The organism is Pseudomonas lini (assembly GCF_964063345.1).
GTDB classification, from domain to species: Bacteria; Pseudomonadota; Gammaproteobacteria; order Pseudomonadales; family Pseudomonadaceae; genus Aquipseudomonas; species Aquipseudomonas lini_B.
This window is the reverse complement of sequence record NZ_OZ061318.1, coordinates 2,342,823-2,363,315: the sequence shown is the minus strand read 5'-3', so window position 1 is coordinate 2,363,315 and position 20,493 is coordinate 2,342,823. Positions and strand designations below refer to the sequence as shown.

At 58.1% G+C, this 20,493-nt stretch carries 21 protein-coding genes; 12 read left to right on the top strand and 9 right to left on the bottom strand.

What is annotated here, in order from left to right; genetic code table 11:
• Window positions 1–23: 23 nt before the first annotated feature.
• Both trmA and AB3226_RS10610 read right to left on the bottom strand, forming a co-directional pair.
• Entirely contained in the window at window positions 24–1,103 is a 1,080-nt protein-coding gene (trmA, locus tag AB3226_RS10615; protein WP_367373038.1) for a tRNA (uridine(54)-C5)-methyltransferase TrmA, read from the bottom strand.
• A complete protein-coding gene (locus tag AB3226_RS10610; protein ID WP_007895297.1) occupies window positions 1,100–2,395 on the bottom strand; it encodes an NCS2 family permease in 1,296 nt (431 codons plus the stop codon). Before AB3226_RS10610 ends, trmA begins: the two co-directional genes overlap by 4 nt.
• A gap of 226 nt (window positions 2,396–2,621) precedes the next feature.
• On the opposite strand from AB3226_RS10610, the gene AB3226_RS10605 reads away from it, so the two are divergent.
• Together AB3226_RS10605 and AB3226_RS10600 are read left to right on the top strand one after the other, a co-directional pair.
• Complete coding sequence (locus tag AB3226_RS10605; protein ID WP_367373037.1) at window positions 2,622–3,077, top strand: DUF4879 domain-containing protein; 456 nt, start codon at window positions 2,622–2,624, stop codon at window positions 3,075–3,077.
• A gap of 67 nt (window positions 3,078–3,144) precedes the next feature.
• The gene (locus AB3226_RS10600) at window positions 3,145–3,696 is read left to right on the top strand and encodes a DJ-1 family glyoxalase III (protein ID WP_367373036.1); all 552 of its coding nucleotides are present in this window, start codon (window positions 3,145–3,147) and stop codon (window positions 3,694–3,696) included.
• A 6-nt stretch (window positions 3,697–3,702) separates the two neighbouring features.
• Here the strand turns inward: AB3226_RS10600 and AB3226_RS10595 are convergent, their stop codons facing one another.
• From AB3226_RS10595 to AB3226_RS10585, 3 genes are all read right to left on the bottom strand, one after another.
• Window positions 3,703–3,990 (bottom strand): HigA family addiction module antitoxin, encoded by a 288-nt coding sequence (locus tag AB3226_RS10595; RefSeq protein ID WP_038981447.1) that lies wholly within the window; start codon window positions 3,988–3,990, stop codon window positions 3,703–3,705.
• A gap of 14 nt (window positions 3,991–4,004) precedes the next feature.
• On the bottom strand, window positions 4,005–4,283 hold the full coding sequence (locus AB3226_RS10590) for a type II toxin-antitoxin system RelE/ParE family toxin (RefSeq protein ID WP_367373035.1): 279 nt from the start codon (window positions 4,281–4,283) through the stop codon (window positions 4,005–4,007).
• 131 nt (window positions 4,284–4,414) lie between these two features.
• Window positions 4,415–5,653, bottom strand: coding sequence for an MFS transporter (locus AB3226_RS10585; protein ID WP_367373034.1), 1,239 nt, complete (start codon window positions 5,651–5,653; stop codon window positions 4,415–4,417).
• Window positions 5,654–6,200: 547 nt separating this feature from the next.
• On the opposite strand from AB3226_RS10585, the gene AB3226_RS10580 reads away from it, so the two are divergent.
• Genes AB3226_RS10580 through AB3226_RS10570 form a run of 3 tightly spaced genes read left to right on the top strand, consistent with a single transcriptional unit; the run spans window position 6,201 to window position 8,873 of the window.
• Window positions 6,201–7,637 (top strand): cytochrome ubiquinol oxidase subunit I, encoded by a 1,437-nt coding sequence (locus AB3226_RS10580; RefSeq protein WP_367373033.1) that lies wholly within the window; start codon window positions 6,201–6,203, stop codon window positions 7,635–7,637.
• A 3-nt stretch (window positions 7,638–7,640) separates the two neighbouring features.
• Complete coding sequence (gene cydB, locus AB3226_RS10575; RefSeq protein ID WP_258617227.1) at window positions 7,641–8,648, top strand: cytochrome d ubiquinol oxidase subunit II; 1,008 nt, start codon at window positions 7,641–7,643, stop codon at window positions 8,646–8,648.
• A gap of 57 nt (window positions 8,649–8,705) precedes the next feature.
• Entirely contained in the window at window positions 8,706–8,873 is a 168-nt protein-coding gene (locus AB3226_RS10570; protein ID WP_080772158.1) for a DUF2474 domain-containing protein, read from the top strand.
• A gap of 66 nt (window positions 8,874–8,939) precedes the next feature.
• On the opposite strand, the gene AB3226_RS10565 is transcribed toward AB3226_RS10570, so the two are convergent.
• Together AB3226_RS10565 and AB3226_RS10560 are read right to left on the bottom strand one after the other, a co-directional pair.
• Window positions 8,940–10,064 (bottom strand): methyltransferase, encoded by a 1,125-nt coding sequence (locus tag AB3226_RS10565; RefSeq protein WP_367373032.1) that lies wholly within the window; start codon window positions 10,062–10,064, stop codon window positions 8,940–8,942.
• 188 nt (window positions 10,065–10,252) lie between these two features.
• Complete coding sequence (locus AB3226_RS10560; protein ID WP_367373031.1) at window positions 10,253–10,960, bottom strand: autoinducer binding domain-containing protein; 708 nt, start codon at window positions 10,958–10,960, stop codon at window positions 10,253–10,255.
• 283 nt (window positions 10,961–11,243) lie between these two features.
• Between AB3226_RS10560 and AB3226_RS10555 the strand changes: the two genes are divergently transcribed.
• A complete protein-coding gene (locus AB3226_RS10555) occupies window positions 11,244–12,020 on the top strand; it encodes a ferredoxin--NADP reductase (RefSeq protein ID WP_367373030.1) in 777 nt (258 codons plus the stop codon).
• A 44-nt stretch (window positions 12,021–12,064) separates the two neighbouring features.
• Here AB3226_RS10555 and mscL read toward each other — a convergent pair whose 3' ends face one another.
• Window positions 12,065–12,478 (bottom strand): large-conductance mechanosensitive channel protein MscL, encoded by a 414-nt coding sequence (gene mscL, locus AB3226_RS10550; protein ID WP_367373029.1) that lies wholly within the window; start codon window positions 12,476–12,478, stop codon window positions 12,065–12,067.
• 285 nt (window positions 12,479–12,763) lie between these two features.
• Between mscL and katB the strand changes: the two genes are divergently transcribed.
• From katB to radA, 3 genes are read left to right on the top strand one after another with little or no spacing between them, the layout of a single operon-like run.
• On the top strand, window positions 12,764–14,305 hold the full coding sequence (katB, locus tag AB3226_RS10545) for a catalase KatB (RefSeq protein WP_367373028.1): 1,542 nt from the start codon (window positions 12,764–12,766) through the stop codon (window positions 14,303–14,305).
• Between the two features lie 57 nt (window positions 14,306–14,362).
• Window positions 14,363–14,917: an ankyrin repeat domain-containing protein gene (locus AB3226_RS10540; protein ID WP_367373027.1), complete on the top strand. Its 555-nt coding sequence runs from the start codon at window positions 14,363–14,365 to the stop codon at window positions 14,915–14,917.
• Window positions 14,918–14,962: 45 nt separating this feature from the next.
• Window positions 14,963–16,330, top strand: a complete 1,368-nt coding sequence (radA, locus tag AB3226_RS10535; protein ID WP_007937264.1) for a DNA repair protein RadA — start codon at window positions 14,963–14,965, stop codon at window positions 16,328–16,330.
• A gap of 129 nt (window positions 16,331–16,459) precedes the next feature.
• On the opposite strand, the gene AB3226_RS10530 is transcribed toward radA, so the two are convergent.
• Window positions 16,460–16,828, bottom strand: a complete 369-nt coding sequence (locus AB3226_RS10530) for a PilZ domain-containing protein (protein ID WP_367373026.1) — start codon at window positions 16,826–16,828, stop codon at window positions 16,460–16,462.
• 156 nt (window positions 16,829–16,984) lie between these two features.
• On the opposite strand from AB3226_RS10530, the gene AB3226_RS10525 reads away from it, so the two are divergent.
• The 3 genes from AB3226_RS10525 to yjiA all read left to right on the top strand — a co-directional run bounded on the left by AB3226_RS10525 (window position 16,985) and on the right by yjiA (window position 20,395).
• Window positions 16,985–19,051, top strand: coding sequence for a carbon starvation CstA family protein (locus tag AB3226_RS10525; RefSeq protein ID WP_201062101.1), 2,067 nt, complete (start codon window positions 16,985–16,987; stop codon window positions 19,049–19,051).
• A 15-nt stretch (window positions 19,052–19,066) separates the two neighbouring features.
• Window positions 19,067–19,264 (top strand): YbdD/YjiX family protein, encoded by a 198-nt coding sequence (locus AB3226_RS10520; protein ID WP_007895266.1) that lies wholly within the window; start codon window positions 19,067–19,069, stop codon window positions 19,262–19,264.
• Between the two features lie 162 nt (window positions 19,265–19,426).
• Complete coding sequence (gene yjiA, locus AB3226_RS10515) at window positions 19,427–20,395, top strand: GTPase (protein WP_367373025.1); 969 nt, start codon at window positions 19,427–19,429, stop codon at window positions 20,393–20,395.
• Window positions 20,396–20,493: the final 98 nt, after the last annotated feature.

Here is a 20,493-nt window from a genome sequence, read left to right as displayed (position 1 = left end):
CGATTTGTAGGTGAAGCCTGCAATCAACGACGGGTCAACAACACCCCGGATTCCATGTGATGGGTCCACGGAAACTGGTCGAACATCGCGCATTGAGTAATGCGGTGGGTGTCGTGCAGTTGGGCGATGTTGGCCGCGAGGGTTTCCGGGTTGCAGGAAATATAGAGGATGTTGTCGAAGCGCCGGGTCAGTTCGCAAGTGTCCGGGTCCATGCCGGCGCGGGGCGGGTCGACGAACACGCTACCAAACTCGTAGCTCTTGAGGTCGATGCCGTGCAGGCGGCGGAACGGGCGAACTTCGTTCAGGGCTTCGGTCAGTTCTTCGGCAGACAAACGCACCAGCGTGACGTTATCCACCGCGTTTTCACTCAGGTTGCTGAGCGCTGCGTTGACCGAGGTCTTGCTGATTTCGGTGGCCAACACTTTGCGCACACGGGTCGCGAGCGGCAGGGTGAAATTGCCATTGCCGCAATACAACTCCAGCAAATCGTCGGAACGATCGCCGAGGGCGTCGTACGCCCAGTTGAGCATCTTCTGGTTCACCGTACCGTTGGGTTGGGTGAACGCGCCTTCCGGCTGACGATAGCTGAAGGTGCGGCCGCCAACTTCGAGCCTCTCGACCACATAATCGTGACCGATCACTTCGCGTTTGCCCTTGGAGCGACCGATGATGCTGACGTTCAGGTCGGCTGCCAGTTTCGACGCCGCCGCGTGCCAGTGTTCGTCCAGTGGGCGGTGATAGCACAGGGTGATCATCGCATCGCCGGCCAGGGTGGTGAGAAACTCCACCTGAAACAGCTTGTGGCTCAGGGCCGCACTCGCTTGCCACGCCGCCTTGAGCTGCGGCATCAACTGGTTGATGCGCAGGCTTGCGATCGGGAACTCTTCGATCAGGATCGGCGTGCGTTTGTCTTCCAGGGAAAACATCGCGTAGTGGCGCTCACCGGCTTCGCGCCACAGGCGGAATTCGGCACGCAGGCGGAAGTTTTTCAGCGGCGAATCGAACACTGCAGGTTCGGGCGCACCGAACGGGGTCAGCAGGTCACGCAGGCGCGTGACCTTTTCTTCGAGCTGAACGGCGTAGGCCTGGGAGTCAAAAGTCATGCGTTGAACCAACCCAATTTGATCACGAACAGAATCGACAGAATCACCAGCGCCGAATTCAGTTCACGGCCGCGACCGGACAACAACTTGATGGCAGTCCAGGAGATGAAACCGAAGGCGATGCCGTTGGCGATGGAATAAGTGAATGGCATGGCCAGGGCGGTGACCACGACCGGTGCGGCGACGGTGATGTCATCCCAGTCTATTTCGGCCAGGCCGGATGTCATCAGTACGGCGACGAACAGCAGTGCAGGCGCGGTGGCAAAGGCTGGAACGCTGGCCGCCAATGGCGAGAAGAACAACGCCAGCAGGAACAGGATCGCGACCACGATGGCGGTCAGGCCGGTGCGGCCACCGGCACTCACGCCGGCTGCGGATTCGATGTAGCTGGTGGTGGTCGAGGTGCCCAGCAAGGAGCCGGCCATGGCCGCGGTGCTGTCGGCGATCAGGGCGCGGCCCATTTTCGGCATGTGGCCGTCCTTGCCCATCAGGCCGGCGCGCTTGGCGACGCCGATGAGGGTGCCGGAGTTATCGAACAGGTCGACGAACAGGAAGGCGAAGATCACGCTGACCAGACCGATGTCCAGTGCGCCTTTGATGTCCAGTTGCAGGAAGGTCGGTGCCAGCGACGGCGGCATCGACATCACACCACCGAACGGGGTGAAGCCCAACAGGATGGAGACGATGGTCACCGATAGAATGCCGATCAGGACTGCACCGCGTACTTTCAGGGCTTCGAGAGCAACGATCAGGGCAAAGCCGAGCGTCGCGAGAATCGGCGCCGGTTGCTTCAAGTCGCCGAGGCCGACCATGGTCGCCGGGTTGCTGACCACGATGCCGGCGTTGTGCAGGGCGATCAGCGCCAGGAACAGGCCGATACCGGCGGCAATCGCCGAGCGCAGCGCCAGCGGGATGCTGTTGATGATCCATTCACGGATGCGGAAGATCGACAGCAGGAAAAACATCACCGCCGAGATGAACACCGCGCCCAGCGCCACTTGCCAGGTATGGCCCATGTGCAGGACCACGGTGTAAGTGAAGAAGGCGTTCAGGCCCATACCCGGCGCGAGGGCAATCGGGTAGTTGGCGATCAGGCCCATGGTCGCCGAGCCGATGGCGGCTGCCAGGCAGGTCGCGACGAACACCGCGCCCTTGTCCATGCCGGTCTCGCCGAGGATGCTCGGGTTGACGAACAGAATGTAGGCCATGGCCAAAAAGGTCGTGACGCCCGCCAGAATCTCGGTCCGCACGTTGGTGTTGTGTGCCTTGAGTTGAAACAGCCTTTCCAGCATGTCTGCTCCCCGTGGCGCGCCCGGCGCCGTGAATGTATCGACCTCAACAGCAAAGCACAGACCGCTGCAGGCGCCTGGGTATTTTCTGTGGGTCGGAAAAAGCCGCGCATCATACCAGCCGCGTGGGGCTATGGCTGCTTATGGCTGCGATCGTCGTCGATGTTTTGCACAAAACGGAACTGCGCCATACTGCGCGCTGTTTTTTTGGGGGAGGGAGGGGGTAGCTATGTATTGCATTAATAAGCGTGTGATTGCGGTATTGGGATTGCTGCTCACCTGTTTCATGGGAGCGCAAACAGCCGGTGCAGCCTCGGCGCCACCGTTGAGCCAGGTGAAGGTGCTCAAGGTCGAATCGCCAGGCTGTGGCTTTGAAAATATCGCGGATGGCCAAGCGCAAACCCGTTGCGACCACAAAGGGCCAAACATCAAGGTCTACGTGCTGGAGGTCGGCTACGGTCGCGAGCCTCATGTTGCGCTGGACGGATTCAAAGTGGACGGCACCCGAACCCCTGTCTGTGCTTTTGATACCGGCAACCTGACCGAGTGCTCCGCCGGGAAAAAAACCGTCGGCTATCTGTACATCTTCAACCTGGCAGGCAAGCAGGACGGCACCTTCACGTTCAGCGACACCTCGATCAACGCACCCGGCAATACGCTGTCGACGCAGCTTTACATCAAGTAACGGCTAGGCTCGAACAAGGGTCAGGAAAGCTGACTACGCTTTAAAGATTATCCTGTGGACCGCGCCCATGACCTTTAGAGCCCTGATTACCCTCGCCGAGGGCATCGATGATCTGCAAACCGTGACCCTGATCGATGTGCTGCGCCGCGCCAAGGTTGAAGTGGTGGTGGCCAGCATCGAGGCACGGCGCATGCTCACCTGCGCTCGCGGCTCCCGCTTGACCGCCGATGCGATGTTGGTGGATTTGCTCGCCCAACCCTTCGACCTGATCGTGCTGCCTGGCGGTGCCGTGGGGGCGCAGCATTTGGCGGCCCACCAACCCTTGCAACAATTGATCAAGGACCAGTCCGCCGCCGGGCGTCTGTTCGCCGGTATTGCCGAATCTCCGGCGCTGGCGCTGCAAACCTTCGGCGTTTTGCGTCAGCGACGCATGACTTGCCTGCCCACGGTCAGCAATCAACTGTCGGGATGTAACTTCATCGATCAACCGGTGGTGGTCGATGGCAACTGCATCACTGCCCAGGGTTCAGGCGCCGCGTTGGAGTTTGCGCTGACACTGGTGGAGCAACTCTGCGGGAAAGCCACGCGGTCGACGGTGGCGGGGGAGTTGGTGGTCTAGTGAATATCAGGCGTGGATAGCAATCGGTTCGATGAAGGGTTGCTCACGCTGCTCCGCTTGCCAGAGATCGTAATCAGTCTGAACCCCTAACCACATCCGGGCCTTACCGATTCCAGCCCGCTCCAGACGTACCGCAAGGTCCGGACTGATGGGCGCATGGCCGTGCAGCACTCGCGAAAGATGCGGGCGGGCGAATCCAAGGTGCCTGGCCAGTTCGGTGACGCTGATACCAAGCTCGGGCAATACATCCATCAAGAGTGTTTCACCAGGGTGTGGCGGGTTGTGCATGGGCATTGTCCTGCCTCCTGTCAGTGGTAATCCAGATAGTCGACCAGTTCGATATCCGAACCAATAAAACGAAAAATAACCCGCCAGTTCCCCGAAACGCTGAGTGACCAATATTCAATCAGATCACCCTTGAGCGGGTGTAATCGCCATCCCGGAAGGTCGAGGTCGTCGGGGGCCACTGCGCGATCCATGAACTGCAGCATGCGAGCCAGACGTTTCGCATGATCTGCTCGAATCCCACGAGTCGAACCTGTTTCGTAGAAGCCACGAAGGCCTTTGTGCTGAAAGGATTTGATCATGCTCGAAGTGTAAGGCGATACATTACACTTGATGCACTATCTATGTATTGCACTTGGTCGGAGAATTTATGCTTTGTGCTGATTTCCAGTCTTTTGGAAGCAGGTACGGGACCTCCGTATCCTGAGCTACGTCAGACCCTGACCTCCTCCACCGGCACATGCATACGATCGCGGTTGGCCAGGGTCGGGAACAGTTTGATCCAGGCCCCGGTCACCATTAGCGTGCCAATGCCGCCCATCACCACTGCCGGCACGGTGCCGAACCAGTGGGCCGTCAGGCCGGACTCGAACTCGCCGAGCTGATTCGAAGCGCCGATGAACAAGCCATTCACAGCGCTGACCCGGCCGCGCATTTCGTCGGGGGTTTCCAGTTGCACGAATGAGGCGCGGATCACCATGCTGATCATGTCCGCCGCGCCCAATACCACCAGCACGGCAAGAGAGAACCAGAACGAAGTCGACAGGCCGAAAGCAATGGTCGCCACGCCGAATACACCCACGGCCGTGAACATGACCCGCCCGACGTTTCGCTCCACGGCAAATCGCGCCAGAAAGAGCGACATCAGCAACGCACCGACTGCGGGGGCGGAACGTAGCAGGCCCAGACCCCACGGGCCGGTCAACAGAATATCTTTGGCGAACACCGGCAGCAGCGCGGTCGCGCCACCCAGCAGGACAGCAAACAGATCCAGCGAAATCGCCCCGAGAATGTCCGGGCGACTGCGAATGAAGCGGATACCCGCCAGCAACGAATCGAGGGTGGCCTTGCCCTTGTTCAGCGGTGTCTGCCGGGCCGGGAGGTTGAGCATCAGCGCACAAGCGATGAGGTAAAGGATCACCGTCGGGCCATACACCCAGACGCTGCCGAAGGCGTAGAGCAAACCGCCCAGTGCCGGAGCGATGATGGTCGCCGATTGTTGTGCAGATTGCGCGGCGGCAACGGCACGGGGAAATAACGCGCTGGGCACGATGCTCGGCAGCAGTGCCTGAGTCGTCGGCATTTCGAAGGAGCGGGCGGCGCCGAGGAGGAACGCGAGGATGAAAATCATCTCTCGGGTGACATGATCGGTCGCGCTACCGATGGCCAGCGACAGGGCGATCAGCGCTTGCAGGAACTGACAGATCGCCACGACCTTGCGCCGGTCATAGCGGTCCGCGACATGCCCGGTGTGCAGCATGAACAACACACGGGGAACAAATTCCACCAAACCTACCAAGCCCAGATCGAGCACATTGCCGGTCAGTTGATACAGATTCCAGCCGATGGCCACCGTGAGCATCTGAAAACCGCTGGCGGTAAATACCCGAGCCAGCCAGAACGCAATAAACGGGCGGTGATGACGTAACAGCAAGGGCGCTTGGCTGGGCATCTGAAGGCCGGTGTGGGGAGAGGGAAGGGCGAGATTATCACCGACCTGTAACCAGAAGTTGCGAGCGCGATAAATTTAGTTAGCTAAACACCGATCCCACAGAACATACAAATCCCCCTGTGGCGAGGGGGGTTACCCCCGTTCGGCTGCGAAGCAGTCGTAAATCCGGTTATTGCGGTGTGCCTGGTAGAAATCAGTTGCCAAGGTCAGGGGCCGCTTCGCTGCCCAACGGGGGCAAGCCCCCTCGCCACAGTTAGTCCACCCATCCAAAAATGTATTTCAGCTCAAGACAAAACCCATGAGGCAACCTGTCACGCGGCAAAAGACCACACCGTCCATCGGCAAAAATGCGACTACTCTTTCAACGTTGCTTGATCCAGATCAAGACCCTTCGTGGAATTGATCCGGCGGCCAGATGGCCAGACTCCCTACGTTTGTGATGATGGTACAAAAAGAACGAATTCGAATTCGCCACACTCCATATCCGTGGGGGCAGTGGGTGTAGGCCACAAGCCTTCAGCCGGTATTACCTGACAGAGGAAGACTTATGTTCGGTTTGGAGGCACTTGATCTCGCCCGGATTCAGTTCGCATTCACCATTTCGTTCCACATCCTGTTCCCGGCCATCACCATTGGCCTGGCGAGTTACCTGGCGGTGCTCGAAGGCCTGTGGCTGAAGACGCACAACGACACTTACCGCGATCTGTACCATTTCTGGTCGAAGATCTTTGCCGTCAACTTCGGCATGGGTGTGGTTTCCGGTTTGGTCATGGCCTATCAGTTCGGCACCAACTGGAGCCGTTTCTCGGACTTCGCCGGTTCGGTGACCGGGCCATTGCTGACCTATGAAGTGCTCACTGCCTTCTTCCTCGAGGCCGGTTTCCTTGGCGTCATGCTGTTCGGCTGGAACAAGGTCGGGCGCAAGCTGCACTTTTTCTCCACTGTCATGGTGGCCATCGGCACCCTTATTTCGACCTTCTGGATTCTGGCCTCCAACAGCTGGATGCAGACCCCGCAAGGTTACGAAATCGTCAACGGCCAGGTCATTCCGGTGGACTGGCTGGCGATTATTTTCAACCCGTCGTTCCCCTACCGGCTGTTGCACATGTCCACGGCGGCGTTCGTGGCGACCGCCTTCTTCGTCGGTTCATCGGCAGCCTGGCACTTGCTGCGCGGCAAGGACAACCCGGCAATCCGCACCATGCTCTCGATGGCGATGTGGATGGCGCTGATCGTTGCTCCGATTCAGGCGGTTATCGGCGACTTCCACGGCGTTAATACGCTCAAGCATCAACCGGCGAAAATCGCCGCGATCGAAGGCCACTGGGAAAACGTCGGCGATGAGCCGACCCCGCTGATCCTGTTCGGCTGGCCGGACATGAAAGCCGAGAAAACCAGATTTGCCGTCGAGATTCCGTACCTGGGCAGCCTGATCCTGACCCACACACTGGACAAGCAAGTGCCGGCGCTCAAGGAATTCGCGCCTGAAGACCGGCCGAATTCGACCATCGTCTTCTGGTCGTTCCGGGTCATGGTCGGCCTGGGCGTGCTGATGATCTTCACTGGTTTGTGGAGTCTGTGGCTGCGCAAACGCGACAGGCTTTATACCTCACGTCCATTCCTGTATCTGGCGTTGTGGATGGGGCCGTCCGGCCTGGTCGCGATTCTCGCCGGCTGGTTCACCACTGAAATCGGCCGTCAGCCATGGGTGGTCTACGGCTTGATGCGCACGGCAGACGCGTCCTCCGGGCACAGCTTCGTGCAGATGAGCATCACCTTGATCATGTTCGTTGTGGTGTATTTCGCCCTGTTCGGTGCCGGTCTTGGCTACATGATGCGTCTGGTGCGCAAAGGGCCGAAGATCGACGAAGGCAAGGAAACCAACGAAGGCGGTCCTGGCCAGAAACGCACACCGGCCCGTCCGCTGTCTGCAGCCGATGACGATGGCACCGAAGCTGATAACAGCCTGACCAAGGAGATTTGAATCATGGGTATTGATCTTCCGCTGATCTGGGCCGTGATCATCATCTTCGGCATCATGATGTATGTGGTCATGGACGGCTTCGATCTGGGAATCGGGATTCTCTTCCCGTTCATCAAGGGCAAGACCGACCGTGACGTCATGATGAACACCGTCGCCCCGGTCTGGGACGGCAACGAAACCTGGTTGGTATTGGGCGGCGCAGCCTTGTTCGGCGCCTTCCCGCTGGCCTATTCGGTGGTGCTCTCGGCGCTGTACCTGCCGCTGATTTTTATGCTGATCGGGCTGATTTTCCGCGGTGTGGCCTTCGAGTTCCGCTTCAAGGCCAAGGACGACAAGCGTCACCTCTGGGACAAGGCATTTATCGGTGGCTCGATCGCCGCTACCTTCTTCCAGGGCGTGGCATTGGGTGCCTTCATCGATGGGCTACCGGTAGTCAATCGTCAGTTCGCCGGTGGTTCACTCGACTGGCTGACGCCGTTCACGATGTTCTGTGGTGCGGCGCTGGTGGTGGCTTACGCGCTGCTCGGTTGCACCTGGCTGATCATGAAAACTGAAGGCAAGTTGCAGGAGCAGATGCATGACCTGGCGCGGCCATTGGCCTTCGTGTTGCTGGCAGTGATTGGCATCGTCAGCATCTGGACGCCCTTGGCCCACGCTGAAATCGCTGCACGCTGGTTCACCCTGCCGAACCTGTTCTGGTTCTTGCCGGTGCCGATTCTGGTGCTGGTGACCCTGTACGGTCTGATTCGCGCGGTGGCCCGCAATGCGCATTACACGCCATTCCTGCTGACCCTGGTGCTGATCTTCCTCGGCTACAGCGGTCTGGGTATCAGCCTGTGGCCGAACATCGTGCCGCCGTCGATCTCGATCTGGGACGCCGCCGCACCGCCGCAAAGCCAGGGCTTCATGCTGGTGGGCACGCTCTTCATCATCCCGTTCATCCTGGGTTACACCTTCTGGAGCTACTACGTGTTCCGCGGCAAGGTTACCCACGAAGATGGTTACCACTAGCCAATACGACTACGGCGCAGGATTGATACCTGCGCCATTCCAGAGGAGAAAGCGATGATGGCTGGCAAACCTACGTTGCAGGAAATCGAAGCGGCCGAGAAAAAGCCGCTCTGGCAGCGACTCGGCTGGCTGGCGATGATCTGGACCGGCAGCGTCGTGGCACTGTTCATTGTGGCCTCGCTGATGCGCATGTTCATGAATGCCGCCGGTTTGAGCACCCACTGAAATTCCCATCCCGTTGCCTTGCGGCACGGATTTATAACCCTCCCGATGGAGGGTTTTTTTTCGCTTTTATTTACGTGCTTTGAGAATGACGAACTTGGGGGTGGCCGCGACTTGCTCGACGCCGCGGAACAACCGCGCCAGTTTGCTGTGATAACCCAAATGACGATTGCCGACGATGTACAATGCGCCGCCCACCACCAACGATTCACGCGCCTGCTGGAACATCCGCCAAGCCAGGAAATCGCCGACCACTTGCTGTTGGTGAAATGGCGGATTGCACAGCACCACGTCCAGGGATTGAGGTTCCTGCTCTGCCAAGCCATCGCCGGCTCGCACGATCACATCACGATCGCCCAGCGCCGCGCGCCAGTTTTCAGTGGCCGATTGCACCGCCATGAACGACTCATCAACCAACGTGTAGTGAGCCTCAGGGTTTTGCAGGGCACTGGCAATCGCCAACACGCCGTTGCCACATCCGAGGTCGGCAACTCGCGCTGTGCCGAGGTTCTTCGGCAAGTGCGGCAGAAAGGCCCGCGTGCCGATATCCAGCCCTTCGCGGCAGAACACATTGGCGTGATTGAGCAGTTCGATAGCAGGGGCGTCGAGTCGATAGCGGGTCGGGTAGGGGGAGACCGCAGGGGCTTTGGCTTCGGCTGTGGCGATCAGCAGCCGAGCCTTCTTCACGGCCAGCGAGGCTTGCACCGGGCCGATGTAACGATCCAGCAGATCGCCCGCAGCGCGAGGCAAATGCTTCACCATTGCGGCCGCAATCACTTGAGCGCCGGGAGCCAGTTGGCCCTGTAGCCGGATCAGTTGCTCTTCCAGCAAGGCCAGGGTTTTCGGTACCCGGATCAATACCCGGTCAAACGGCCCGATGAACGCTTTGCTGGCAGGCACCTTCGGCACTTCATCAAACGCCTGGCCGTTGCGTATCAGGTTTTTTTCCAGCCCCTGAAAAGCCAGAAACGAATCGCCGCTGCTGGTCACCCGAACCTTGCCCACCAGGCTGGCGGCCAAAGCACCGAAGCTGTCGTTGAGCACCAGCACTCGGGTATCGGCTGCAGGTTGTTGCTCGGCCAGATGAGTGAGCAGGTATTCGTCTGCGGCATCAAATGCTTGCAACGGTTCATTCTGCTGTTCTGGCTGGCGGATCAGATCGAGTTGAGCGAAGGGGGTTTCGAGCAGAGGCATGAGGCGGGGGCTCTGGGTAGTCAACGGAGGATAATCAGCGAGTGGCCCGCCACTCAGGGGCTTGTAGCGGGCGAACCATCCGAATGGACTGCGTCGTGGGATTTCACACGGCATCACTCAGGATGGATCGCAAATGGTACGTTTTTTTCGCTTGGATTACTCGCGGGGATTACCGGATTCGAACAGCTTCAGAAAACGCCCGCTTTCGCGGCTCTCATCACCGCCGCAATCTTGTTGTTTACGCCGAATTTTCGTATGGCGCCGCGGATATGGAACTGTACCGTGCTTTCACTCAGGCAGAGGATGATCGCGATCTCGCCTGCCGTCTTGCCGTCGGCTGAATATTTCAATACCTCGATTTCCCTGCATGATAAATGCACTGTGCCTGGTTTTGAGAGTGCAGGCAGTTCTTTCGCGACAAGCCCGTGCAGGTGACGGCTAATGAACAACGCGTAGCCCAGATTTTTATACAGATCATCCGTAGTAATCGGGCAGTGGCTTCTGGCCAGGCTCAGCATGCTGCAAAGCCCGTTCTGATCATGAACGGATTGGGACCAGCCATAGTGCAAACCTTGCTTTTTTTGTGCTTGCCACAGCGTCGGTGTCTTGGAGAAGACCTCTTCCTGCCAAAGAATCGGTAATTCAGAGTGATTGCAATGGGCTAGTATCGGATCGACTTCACTGAAATGCTCTTGTTCATATTTCGTGTTCCATTCGGTGGGGTAATTATTCAGATTGATCGTATGGCGGTGTATCCCCCGTGTTTGTGATGTTATTGAAAATGCACAAAAATTAAAGCCAAGATTTTTAACGAGATTAAGAGAAATCTCGTATGCAGTCTCTATTTTCTGAGCGTAAGAAAGCTGTGTTAATTGTGATTCCTTCCACACTTTCATCGGGTAACTCCATGCGGACTTACTTCAATTGGCGCTTATTGGATCCAGGATCCGGCACGCCCCGGAGTGTAGGAGAATTCTTACACGCATGTTGGTTTTTTTTGCTCTTGAAAAAGCGTGCAACCGCATAAATCAGTTCTTAGGTCACTTACTAAGGAGAAATAAATCCAACTGCATATCAATTTTGTATTTTAGTGAATGGGGTGAAAGCCATTACAAATCACCGGTGTTTACGCCGCCTGCTTTGCGGGACACTGGCGTCATCTGTTGAATGGAGCGCCCCATGACCGCCAGTGCAGAAAAATTCACGCGCCAGACGCTACTGGACGTCCATCCGTTGACGCCAAACTTGTTTACTCTGAGGACCACCCGGGATCCGGGCTTTCGTTTTCGCGCGGGGCAATTCGCCCGGCTGGGCGTTACCAAAGCGGACGGCAGTACGGTGTGGAGGGCTTATTCCATGGTCTCCTCACCCTATGACGAGTTCCTGGAGTTCTTCTCTATTGTCGTGCCGGGAGGGGAGTTCACCAGTGAATTGAGTCGGCTGGAAGTCGGCGACACGCTGCTGATCGACCGGCAGGCCTTTGGTTATCTGACGCTGGATCGCTTTGTCGATGGCCGTGACCTCTGGTTGTTGTCCACAGGCACGGGGCTGGCGCCGTTTCTGTCGATCCTGCAGGACTTCGAGGTTTGGGAGAAATTCGAACGAATCATTCTGGTCTACAGCGTGCGCGAAGCGCGGGAATTGGCCTATCAGGAGCTGATTGCAGGGCTGGCACAGCGCGATTATCTGGCCGAGTACGCGCACAAGCTGCAGTTCATCGCCACCGTCACGCGAGAGCAGCATCCAGGTGCCTTGAATGGGCGGATCACAACGCTCATGGAAAGTGGCGAGCTGGAGCAGACGGCTGGTGTAGCGCTGACAGCCGAGCATTCACGGGTAATGCTCTGCGGTAATCCACAGATGATCGATGACACACGCAAGTTGCTCAAACAACGGGACATGCACTTGAGCCTCAGTCGACGACCCGGCCAGGTGGCAGTGGAAAACTACTGGTAAACAAACGGCGCCCCGAAGGCGCCGTTTCTTGGGGCAATCAGTTATCAGGGCCGATTGTTCTGAGCCTTGAGCAGATCGCGAATCTCTTCCAGCAGCTCTTCTTCCTTGGTCGGAACCGGCGGCAGGGTTGGCGCCACGGCCTCTTCGCGTTTCAGACGGTTGATGGCCTTGACGCCCATGAAGATCGCGAAGGCGACGATGATGAAATCGATCAAGCTCTGGATGAACTTACCGTAGGCCAGCATCACCGCCGGGACTTCACCATTGCCAGCCTTGAGCGTAACGGCCAGGTCACTGAAGTCCACCCCACCGATCAGCAAGCCGATTGGCGGCATCACCACGTCGCCGACAAACGACGAAACGATTTTGCCGAAGGCGGCGCCAATGATGATACCCACGGCCATGTCGACCACATTACCTTTGACCGCGAAGGCCTTGAACTCACTTATCACGCCCATAGGTTATTTCCTTGTTACAGATGAGGTTGGTGAATGCAGTGTAAATCAGCAAAACGGCTCCTGCTCGAAACACCGTCTTACAATGCTCGCTCTTATCGACACATCTTCCGCCAATTAGTTTACAAAGTGCCACCAGTCGCGCGCGTTTACCCGCTCTAGACCGGGCTTTACAGAACCTTTTCTCTATCGGCTCGGTACGGGATTTCTATTTATGTTTTGGCCTTTGGGTCACTAGCCTCTGTGGGGCGCACCTGGATGCGCCTTATAAAATCAGAGGAAACTTCCATGACAACTCCCCTCGGCCTCGGGGCTTTGCCCCTCCGTCGTACGTTTGGCGTTCTGACCGCCAGCTTGCTGTCCTTCTCCGTCAGCGCGGCGACGTTGACCCGGGATAACGGCGCCGCCGTCGGCGACAACCAGAACTCGCAAACCGCTGGCGCGACCGGGCCGGTGCTGTTGCAAGACATACAACTGATCCAGAAACTCCAGCGTTTTGACCGTGAACGCATTCCCGAACGCGTGGTGCATGCCCGTGGCACTGGCGCTCATGGCACGTTCACCGTGACCGACGACCTCAGCGACCTGACCAAGGCCAAGGTATTTGCCAGTGGTCAAAGCACGCCGGTCTTTGTGCGTTTTTCCGCCGTGGTCCATGGCAACCATTCGCCGGAAACCTTGCGTGATCCGCGGGGGTTCGCCACCAAGTTCTACACCGCAGACGGCAACTGGGACCTGGTCGGCAACAATTTTCCGACCTTCTTCATCCGTGACGCGATCAAGTTTCCGGACATGGTCCACGCCTTCAAGCCGGATCCGCGCACCAACCTTGACGACGATTCCCGTCGTTTCGACTTTTTCTCCCATGTTCCGGAAGCCACTCGTACCTTGACCGAGTTGTATTCAAACTCCGGCACGCCGGCCAGCTATCGGGAAATGGACGGTAACGGTGTACATGCCTACAAGTTAATTAACGCCAAAGGCGATGTGCACTATGTAAAATTTCACTGGAAAAGTTTGCAGGGGATAAAAAATCTTGACCCTAAAGAAGTGACGGGTGTTCAAGGTCAAGACTACAGTCATATGACTAACGACTTGGTTTCACATATTAACAAGGGTGACTTTCCGAAATGGGACTTGTACGTCCAGGTTGTAAATCCACAAGACTTGTCCAAGTTTGATTTCGATCCATTGGACGCGACCAAAATCTGGCCAGGTGTTCCAGAGCGAAAAGTTGGACAAATGGTGTTGAACCGTAATCCAGCGAATGTTTTCCAGGAAACCGAACAAGTGGCCATGGCTCCGGCCAATTTAGTTCCGGGTATCGAACCTTCGGAAGATCGCTTATTGCAAGGGCGAGTGTTCTCGTATGCCGATACCCAACTGTATCGTCTGGGGGCCAACGCTCTGCAGCTGCCGATCAACGCACCCAAAGTCGCCGTGAATAACGGTAATCAGGATGGCGCAATGAACATCGGCGCCAGCAGCACAGGCGTGAATTACCAGCCAAGTCGCCTGCTGGCCCGTGAAGAGCCGCAAACCGCGCGTTACAGCCAGTCGGCCCTGTCGGGCAGCACGCAGCAGGTGAAGATTGCGCGTGAGCAGAACTTCAAGCAGGCCGGCGATCTGTATCGCTCGTTCAACCCGAAGGAACGTCAGGACCTGATCGACAGCTTTGGTGGCTCGCTGGCCACCACCGATGATGAGAGCAAGCACATCATCCTGTCCTTCCTATACAAGGCCGATCCGGAATACGGGACCGGGGTGGCCAAAGTAGCCAAGGGTGATCTGGCTCGGGTCAAGGCGCTGGCGGCCAAACTGGTCGACTGATCCATCTGCCTGTAGCGGGGCCTCATGTGAGGTCCCGTCTGATCAAGGAGACTCGCCATGCGTTTTTATCTGTCTGTGTTTCTGGCGTGCTGGTCGCTCAGTGTGTTCGCCGGATCCGACGCGCAAGCCTCGAAAGACCCTGCGGCGTTGAAAGCCCAATTAGAGGATTACTATTTCGATGCCGCTCGACGCGGTGATGTGCCGATGCTCGATACCTTCATCGAGGCTGGCTATTCCCTCGATACCCGTGACAGCAAGGGGTACACCGCACTGATTCTGGCCGCCTATCACGGCCAGGGTGCCGCAGTGGAGCGTTTGCTCGCTGCCGGGGCGGACGCCTGTGCCCAGGATCAACGCGGCAACACGGCGTTGATGGGTGCGATTTTCAAAGGCGAAATGCAGATCGCTCAAACCCTGCTGGCGGCCAATTGCAGCCCCGACCAACGCAATGGCGCGGGGCAGACTGCCGCGATGTATGCCGGCTTGTTCAAGCGCGTTGAGTTGCTGGACGCACTCAAAGCAAAAGGGGCGGACATGAACGCCGAAGATCCGCTGGGCAATAGTGCCGCGCGTCTGGCCAGCGGTGAAATCCACACGGCGGCGCCGCGCTGATCCGCGCCAGCTGAGCTATCATCGCGGTTTTTGCCGGGAGTTCAGATGGCCAAGGCCAAGCGCATGTACGGCTGCACCGAGTGTGGCTCAACCTTCCCCAAGTGGGCCGGCCAGTGCGGCGAATGCGGGGCCTGGAACACGCTGACCGAAACCATGGTGGAGAGCGGCGGCGCCGCAGCCCCCAGCGGTCGCACCGGATGGACCGGCCAGCAGGCGCAGATCAAGACCCTAGCCGAAGTCAGCGTTGAAGAGATTCCGCGTTTCTCCACGGCGTCCAGTGAGCTGGATCGCGTTCTGGGCGGCGGCCTGGTGGATGGCTCGGTGGTGTTGATCGGTGGTGATCCCGGCATCGGCAAGTCGACCATTTTGTTGCAAACCTTGTGCAACCTCGCCAAGAGCATGCCGGCGCTTTATGTCACCGGCGAAGAATCCCAGCAACAAGTGGCCATGCGCGCCCGGCGCCTGGGCTTGCCTCAGGATCAGTTGCGGGTGATGACCGAAACCTGCATCGAAACCATCATCGCCACGGCCCGGCAGGAAAAGCCCAAGGTGATGGTGATCGACTCGATCCAGACGATTTTCACCGAGCAACTGCAATCGGCACCGGGGGGCGTTTCCCAGGTTCGCGAAAGTGCGGCATTGCTGGTGCGTTACGCCAAACAAAGCGGCACAGCAATCTTCCTCGTGGGGCATGTCACCAAAGAAGGCGCGCTGGCTGGCCCTCGAGTACTGGAACATATGGTCGACACCGTTCTGTATTTTGAAGGCGAATCCGATGGGCGCCTGCGTCTGCTGAGGGCGGTGAAAAACCGTTTCGGCGCGGTGAATGAATTGGGCGTGTTCGGCATGACCGACAAGGGCCTGAAAGAAGTCTCCAACCCTTCGGCGATTTTTCTGACCCGTGCTCAGGAAGAAGTCCCGGGCAGCGTGGTCATGGCCACGTGGGAAGGCACCCGGCCGATGCTGGTGGAAGTCCAGGCATTGGTGGACGACAGTCATCTGGCCAACCCACGCCGGGTAACGCTCGGTCTGGATCAGAATCGCTTGGCCATGTTGTTGGCGGTTTTACATCGCCACGGCGGCATACCGACTCACGATCAGGACGTGTTCCTCAACGTGGTCGGCGGAGTGAAGGTGCTGGAAACAGCGTCCGACCTGGCCTTGATGGCGGCGGTCATGTCCAGTTTGCGCAACCGGCCGCTGCCCCATGATCTGCTGGTGTTCGGCGAAGTGGGGTTGTCGGGTGAAGTGCGTCCGGTGCCGAGTGGCCAGGAACGCTTGAAAGAGGCGGCCAAGCACGGCTTCAAACGCGCCATCGTGCCCAAGGGCAACGCGCCGAAAGAAGCGCCGCCGGGGTTGCAGATTATTGCGGTGACGCGTCTGGAACAGGCGCTCGACGCGTTGTTTGAATAACTGCAAGCAACACACAATCCTGTGGGAGCCGGGCTTGCCCGCGATAGCGGTTAGTCAGTCGACATTTGTTGTGGGATTAAAATCGCCATCGCGGGCAAGCCCGGCTCCCACAGGTATTGCGTCGAGTCTTCAGATTTCGATCAGTGCACCCAGTTCACGTTCCAGCTCTTGCGGATCGCCCAGGTTGAACTCGATCAATCGCCGCAGCCGTTCAATCGATTCCAGGCTGATGTGTTTGCAGACAAATCCGAGTTGACCATGGTCATCGTGGGTCAACATCACATCCATCTTGATCTCGACGTCTTCGTTAAGATGAATATCAACCAGGAAATGCCAGTCTGGATTACCCAGCCACGGCTCGGGCTTCTCGATAAGCAGCCCCTTGAGCGACAGGTCGATCAATTTCACCGGCCAGATGAATTCCCCCTGGCTCAGCTCGGTTCGGGCATCGAACGCAATACGTTTGAAGTGGCGGCGATCAGCAGGGTGGTCACTCATGGCGCAATCCTCTGAATGTCCGCTGACTATAGACCCGCATTGTTAAAGCCTGCCAGCAAGACAGGTTCTAGACCAATGTTGGGGGTGGCCTTTGAGGCCAGTAGCGCTAAACTCGGGGTGGCTGTCTTTCTTGTCCACTCTGGCTGGAATCATAAAATGAAAAATAATAATAGCCTGCTACGCCACCTACCCTGGCTGCTGCTGGCAATCCTGGGAGCGTGCGCCCTGGGTGTAGTGGCATTGCGCCGAGGCGAGGCGATCAACGCCTTGTGGATTGTGGTCGCCGCCGTGGCCATTTATCTGGTCGCTTACCGCTACTACAGCCTGTTCATCGCCAACAATGTGATGCAACTCGATCCGCGTCGGGCTACACCTGCCGTGCTAAATAATGACGGTCTGGACTATGTGCCGACCAACAAACACATCCTCTTCGGTCACCACTTTGCAGCCATCGCTGGCGCGGGGCCGCTGGTAGGCCCGGTCTTGGCGGCGCAGATGGGCTACCTGCCCGGTACGCTGTGGCTGATTGCCGGCGTCGTGCTGGCGGGTGCGGTTCAGGACTTCATGGTCCTGTTCATGTCCACCCGCCGCAACGGTCGTTCTTTGGGCGATATGGTCCGTGAAGAAATGGGCCGCATCCCCGGGACCATCGCGCTGTTTGGCTGTTTCCTGATCATGATCATCATCCTCGCGGTGCTGGCGCTGATCGTGGTCAAGGCCCTGGCCGAAAGCCCATGGGGTATTTTCACGGTGATGGCGACCATCCCGATCGCGATGTTCATGGGCATCTATATGCGCTACATCCGCCCGGGTCGCATCGGTGAAATCTCGGTAATCGGCGTGGCGTTGCTGCTGGGTTCGATCTGGCTGGGCGGGCAGATTGCCGCTGACCCGGTGTGGGCCAAGGCGTTCAGCTTTACCGGGATCCAGATCACCTGGATGCTGATTGGCTACGGTTTTGTGGCGGCAGTGTTGCCGGTGTGGCTGATTCTCGCCCCTCGCGATTACCTGTCGACCTTCCTCAAAATCGGCACCATTGTTGCGCTGGCGATCGGCATTCTGATCACCATGCCTGAGCTGAAAATGCCGGCATTGACCCAGTTCATCGACGGCACCGGGCCGGTGTGGAAGGGCGGTCTGTTTCCGTTCCTGTTCATCACCATTGCCTGTGGCGCAGTGTCGGGTTTCCACGCACTAATCTCCTCCGGCACCACGCCGAAGTTGCTGGATAACGAGGTCAACGCCCGTTACATCGGTTACGGCGGCATGCTGATGGAATCCTTCGTGGCGATCATGGCAATGGTTGCCGCTTCGGTGATCGAGCCAGGCGTGTACTTCGCCATGAACAGCCCGGCGGCAGTCGTCGGCGGTGACGTGGTGGCTGTGGCACAAGCTGTCAGCGGCTGGGGTTTCGCGATTACCCCGGAAGCGCTGCAAGCGGTGGCCAAGGACATCGGTGAAACCACCATCCTGGCCCGTGCCGGCGGTGCGCCGACCCTGGCGGTCGGTATCGCGCAGATCCTGCACAGCGTGCTGCCGGGTGAAAACACCATGGCGTTCTGGTACCACTTCGCAATCCTGTTCGAAGCGCTGTTCATCCTGACGGCCGTCGACGCCGGTACCCGTGCCGGACGTTTCATGCTGCAGGATTTGCTCGGCTCGTTCGTGCCGGCGCTCAAACGCACCGAATCCTGGACCGCCAACCTGATCGCCACCGCCGGTTGCGTGGCGATGTGGGGTTACCTGCTGTACCAAGGTGTGATCGACCCGCTGGGTGGCATCAACACCTTGTGGCCGCTGTTCGGTATCTCCAACCAGATGCTCGCCGGTATCGCGCTGATGCTGGCAACCGTTGTGCTGATCAAAATGAAACGCCAACGCTACGTCTGGGTGACCATGTTGCCAGCCGTTTGGTTGCTGATCTGCACCACCACCGCAGGCTTCATCAAGCTGTTCGACGCCAACCCGGCAATCGGCTTCCTGTCGCTGGCGAAGAAATACAGCGATGCGTTGGCCAACGGGCAAATCCTGGCCCCGGCCAAGAGCATCGAGCAGATGCAGCATGTAATCTATAACGCCTACACCAACGCAACGCTGACCGCGCTGTTCCTGTTCGTGGTGTTCAGCATCCTGTTCTATGCGCTCAAGGTCGGCATTGCCGCCTGGGGTACCAAAGAACGTACGGATAAAGAATCGCCGTTCCAGGCTCAGCCGGATGCGTAACCTGAGGATTGCACCATGTTCAATGACCTGAGTCGCCTCGGTAAATACCTCGGTCAGGCCGCGCGGCTGATGGTCGGCATGCCCGACTACGACAACTACGTCGAGCACATGCAAACCAAACACCCGGACAAACCGGTGATGAGCTACGAGATGTTCTTTCGCGAACGTCAGGAAGCCCGTTACGGTGGCAAGGGTGGGCCGAAGTGCTGTTGACCCGATAGCCAGGTTGATGCAATCCCTGTGGGAGCGGGCTTGCCCGCGATGGCGGACTATCAGTCAACATTGATGTTGAATGGTAAATCGCTATCGCGGGCAAGCCCGCTCCCACATTTGTTTCGTGTTCCTTTAATTTTTTTGAAAACAGGAGACTTGTCTTTGTCCTCTCCCATCCCTGTCACGATCCTCAGCGGCTTTCTAGGCGCCGGCAAGACCACATTGTTGCGCCATCTGCTCAAAGCCGAGCACGGCCTGAAAATCGCCGTGATCGAAAACGAATTCAGTGACGCCGGTATCGACACCCAACTGTTGGGTGACGAGCCAGTGCAAGTGATGACGCTGTCCAACGGCTGCGTCTGCTGCACCATCCACACCGATTTGACCAAGGCGCTGTACCTGCTGCTCGAACGCCTGGACAGTGGCGAAATCGCCTTCGATCGTCTGGTCATCGAATGCACCGGTCTGGCCGATCCGGCCCCAGTAGCGCAAACCTTCTTCATCGACGAAGAGCTGCGCGAGCGCTACATCCTCGACGGCATCATCACCCTGGTCGACGCCAAACATGCTGAACATCACCTGACCCAGACCATCGCCCAGGCGCAGATCGGTTTTGCTGACCGCTTGCTGGTGAGCAAACGCGATCTGGTGGACGAGCCGACCTTCATCGCCCTTAGCGAGCGTCTGACCCGCATCAACCGTCGCGCGCCGATTCGCTTGGTCGAGCACGGCAAGATTGATCTGGCAGAACTGCTCGACGTGCGCGGCTTCAACCTCAATGCCGATCTCGGCGGTGGGGTGAGCCTGCGTCCAGTGAGCAAGGCACCGTCCATCGACCGTATTTCCAGCCTGGTGCTGCGCACCGACAAGCCGCTGGATATCGACAAACTCAGTGAGTTCATGAACGAACTGCTGGAAGAACATGGCAAGCAACTGCTGCGCTACAAAGGTGTTTTGAACATTCTTGGCGAACCGCGGCGGATGGTGTTTCAGGGGGTATTGAAGTTGTACGGCTTCGACTGGGATACGGAATGGGCCGATGATGAAACACGCGAAAGCGTGATCGTGTTTATTGCCGATGATCTGCCGGAAGAGAAAATTCGTGCGGGGTTTGCCTTGCTCTCGCTCTGATCCCAGGAGTGGGTTGATCCGGTGAGTGCGAGCAGCATGCGGTGTACGGCGTTTGATTAGCCCGTTTAGCTGGGGGAAAAACCGGCCTGAGTGATGGC